This window comes from Hydrocoleum sp. CS-953 (assembly GCF_002260545.1).
In the GTDB taxonomy this organism is placed as follows: domain Bacteria; phylum Cyanobacteriota; class Cyanobacteriia; order Cyanobacteriales; family Microcoleaceae; genus Trichodesmium.
Map to the genome: position 1 here is coordinate 1 of NZ_LGSU01000520.1, position 3,487 is coordinate 3,487.

The following is a 3,487-nucleotide window of genomic DNA, read 5'->3' on the forward strand; positions in this document are numbered from 1 at the left end:
CTCCCCTACTATCTTAATCATAAGTATTCAACCAGACATGATATAACTCTGTGGAATGGTGTATTTGAAAATCTTAACGGTACTTGGTTGCGGTGGTGTGATGCTGATGGAAATGTAATTAAAACCGGGGCTGAATTATACCATTTTGAAAAAAGAATGTTACCAATAATAACAACTATTAAAAGGTTTTACAGTAAATGTTTATTTGACAAAAAAGACGATTATAACATAAAAAATAGTCTCAAATTTATTCATTCTGACTCCTGTACGGGCGATTCGCGTTTGCGCAGCATTCCGTAGGAAATCGCCCCTACCTCTCCTGACTCCTAAGCAGTAACCTAAATATTTGTAGCGAAGATTTATCAATTTGGTATTAGCCGTAGAAAAAAATCTTGAAATATTCCAAAAAGATACTCAAATTAAACAGGCACTATTATTGACAATTGAAATAGGATTAAAACTCAAGTTTAGTGATGAAGGTATGGCGATTTTCTCGGAGATTTCAGAAATAAATGATGTGAAATTATTAGAGGCTATTGTTTCTCAAATTCCCAATCTTGCCTCCACAGATGAATCGCAAAAACTGTATTCTGAATAATATCAAATTTACCCAAAAACTAAGGTTTCAAGCGCCCCCTATATGGGAGGAAAAAAGAAAAAATTTTCCTTTTAAACAATCTTCTTCTTTTTACAAAGAGGTAATTATTAATTGTTATATAGAATCCGGTTAAATACTTATCGTATAGCTCTAGGAGTCAGGAGTCGTAGGGACGATTTCCGTTCCGGAATACTTCGTAAACGCGTTTGCAGAGCATTCCGTAGGAAATTGCCCGTACAGGAGTCAGGAGAAAGAAAAGATTTAGAACTCAGAAGTCAGGAGTCAGCAGAAAGAAAAGATTTAGAGCATGAATTTTTAAATTCGCCCACGCTAGAAAATCTGTATTAAGAGAAAGTAATTTTGCGATTACTGTATAACCGGATTTTATATTATAGCAACAGCCAGGGCGATTAGGACATAGACTGATGATGAATCAAAGACCACGGAAACACTTTTCCAACTGTTCCCTGTTCCCTGTTCCCTGTTCCCTGNATTAGGACATAGACTGATGATGAATCAAAGACCACGGAAACACTTTTCCAACTGTTCCCTGTTCCCTGTTCCCTGTTCCCTGCTATAATTATTAATTATTAATTGTTAATTATTAATTATTGAAAAATTAGCCAGGGGTGAATTAACGTGTAATATCAACTATTAAACCCACCTCCTGGCAAACCTACTTTATAACTTTATTCTTCCAACCAAACAGAAACTGACCCACCATTACAACGAAACTCTGCCCAACCCCACTCATTAGTATAAATAGGTTCCTTAATATGTTCAGTGAGGTCATAAAACTTAGCATTAGCTTTACCTACTTCCATCCATTTGTAACCTGGAACGTTGTCACTCATAATTACAGCCATTGCTTTGGGATGTTCCTCATTACCCAAACGAGTCCAACCGACAGTATTGTAATGATCGAAATAATCATATTGTGCCCCATAAGCATAATATTTCCGGGCAAAAAGTAACTTATCAATTATCCAACGGTGGGAAGGTAAGAAAATATTGTAACGGTTGCCATCTTTCCCATAATCTTCATACTCTGCGCCATAATAGTCAGCATAAAAAACACAAGGATATCCTTCACGACGCAACAAAATAATCGCATAAGCTAAAGGCTTAAACCAAGGTTCAACAGGAGCCTCCAATGCTTGTAAAGGTTGGGAGTCATGGTTTTCCACAAAAGTCACAGCATTGACCGGACGTTCCTGCATCAAAGTACCATTGAGAATATAACGCATATCATAATGTCCGCCTGCCTTACTCGCATAGTAAAAATTGTAATGTAGAGGAACATCAAACACAGACATTCTGCCACCAACCGAATTAATATACCAGTGCAACGTACCAATATCGTTGTACCAATATTCCCCCACCATAAATAAATCCTTCTGAAAATGATGTTCTAATACATCTATCCACAGAGGAAAAAACCAAGATGAAATATGTTTGATAGCATCTAGACGGAAACCATCCACTCCCGTAGTTTCTATATACCACTTACCCCAACGTATCACTTCATCCCGAACTTCTTTACTCTGGAAGTCAACGTCAGCTCCCATTAGGTAAGCAAAATTTCCTTTCTCCAACGCCACATAATCATCAAAACTTTTCCCTTCAAATAGATATATAGTATTTTGTTCCTTGCTATAGTCATCATAATCAACNTTCATCCCGAACTTCTTTACTCTGGAAGTCAACGTCAGCTCCCATTAGGTAAGCAAAATTTCCTTTCTCCAACGCCACATAATCATCAAAACTTTTCCCTTCAAATAGATATATAGTATTTTGTTCCTTGCTATAGTCATCATAATCAACCGCATCAAAATGCCACCAATGCCACTCAAAGTCAGAATACTTTTTTTGCCGACCAGGAAACGGAAAATGAGTATAACCTTTAATATTACGCATTCCACCCTTGGGATGAATGCGGTCATCCTTAGAAAAAGGAGTAGCTTTAACAATTTCTGTTCCATCAGCACCCATACGGTGGTTGAGAACTCCATCAGCATAAACATCAATACCAACATTATGTAGAGCTTGAATAGCATCTAGATATTGTTGGCGATCGCCATATTTTGTTCTAACCGTACCTTTTTGGTCAAATTCCCCCAGGTCATACATATCGTAAACCCCATATCCCACATCATAAGTCCCCCCAATACCTTTGTAAGCTGGTGGTAACCACATAGCAGTAAAGCCTACATCTGCTAATTCTTGGGCCTTACTTTTTACTTCATTCCACAGGATCAGATTTGGGTCAATATACCAGTGGAAATATTGCATCATTACGCCATTAATTGCTGCCATTTTGGGAAATCCTGATAATTGCCAATATAATTATGGCTTTTTAGTAGAGGTGAGGCAATAGTATTTGTGTAGTTAGATATAGCAGTTCTCATAATGGTGAGGTACAAAATTCTAGCTTTGAGGGAACAGGGAACAGGGAATAGGGAATAGGGAATAGGGAATAGGGAGTAATGAAAAGATAAAAAGATAACTGTACTTCACGCTTCTTGGGAAACGCTATATTTGGGGCAGGTTTATTTTATCTGGTAGTTAAACTCGTTAATTTAAACTACAACCCGCCCCTACTATTGCAACATTTTAGCTGAGACAATCCACTACTAGACCGACACAGCTAAAATGATGCTTGAGGAAAATTGCTTAAACCTTTGTAAATTCAAGCTTTTCCCCAAAATATATTCCACTATTTTAGCTGAGACAATCCACTACTAGACCAACACGCCTAAAAATGTAGGTTGGGTAGAGCAGTAGCGAAACCCAACACCAGAATTGTTAAATACCTTTAAGAGCTTATACCATTTCTCAAAAACTTTATCTATTTCAGAGTTGGGGAGTTGGGGAGTTGGGGAGTTGGGG

2 protein-coding genes and 2 pseudogenes are annotated in these 3,487 nt (G+C 37.6%); 2 read left to right on the forward strand and 2 right to left on the reverse strand.

Translation table 11 applies throughout. The annotated features are described in order from the left end of the window. Together AFK68_RS38180 and AFK68_RS36315 are read left to right on the forward strand one after the other, a co-directional pair. A pseudogene (locus tag AFK68_RS38180) lies at positions 1 to 300 on the forward strand (hypothetical protein); the annotation flags it as partial. 67 nt (positions 301 to 367) lie between these two features. After that, positions 368 to 598, forward strand: coding sequence for a hypothetical protein (locus tag AFK68_RS36315; RefSeq protein WP_094671903.1), 231 nt, complete (start codon positions 368 to 370; stop codon positions 596 to 598). 689 nt (positions 599 to 1,287) lie between these two features. On the opposite strand, the gene AFK68_RS05425 is transcribed toward AFK68_RS36315, so the two are convergent. Next, the coding region (locus AFK68_RS05425; RefSeq protein ID WP_094671904.1) for an alpha-amylase at positions 1,288 to 2,271 on the reverse strand (984 nt) is incomplete at its 5' end. 1 nt (position 2,272) lies between these two features. Then, positions 2,273 to 2,914 (reverse strand): annotated as a pseudogene (locus AFK68_RS05430) (alpha-amylase family glycosyl hydrolase); the annotation flags it as partial. Positions 2,915 to 3,487 lie beyond the last annotated feature (573 nt).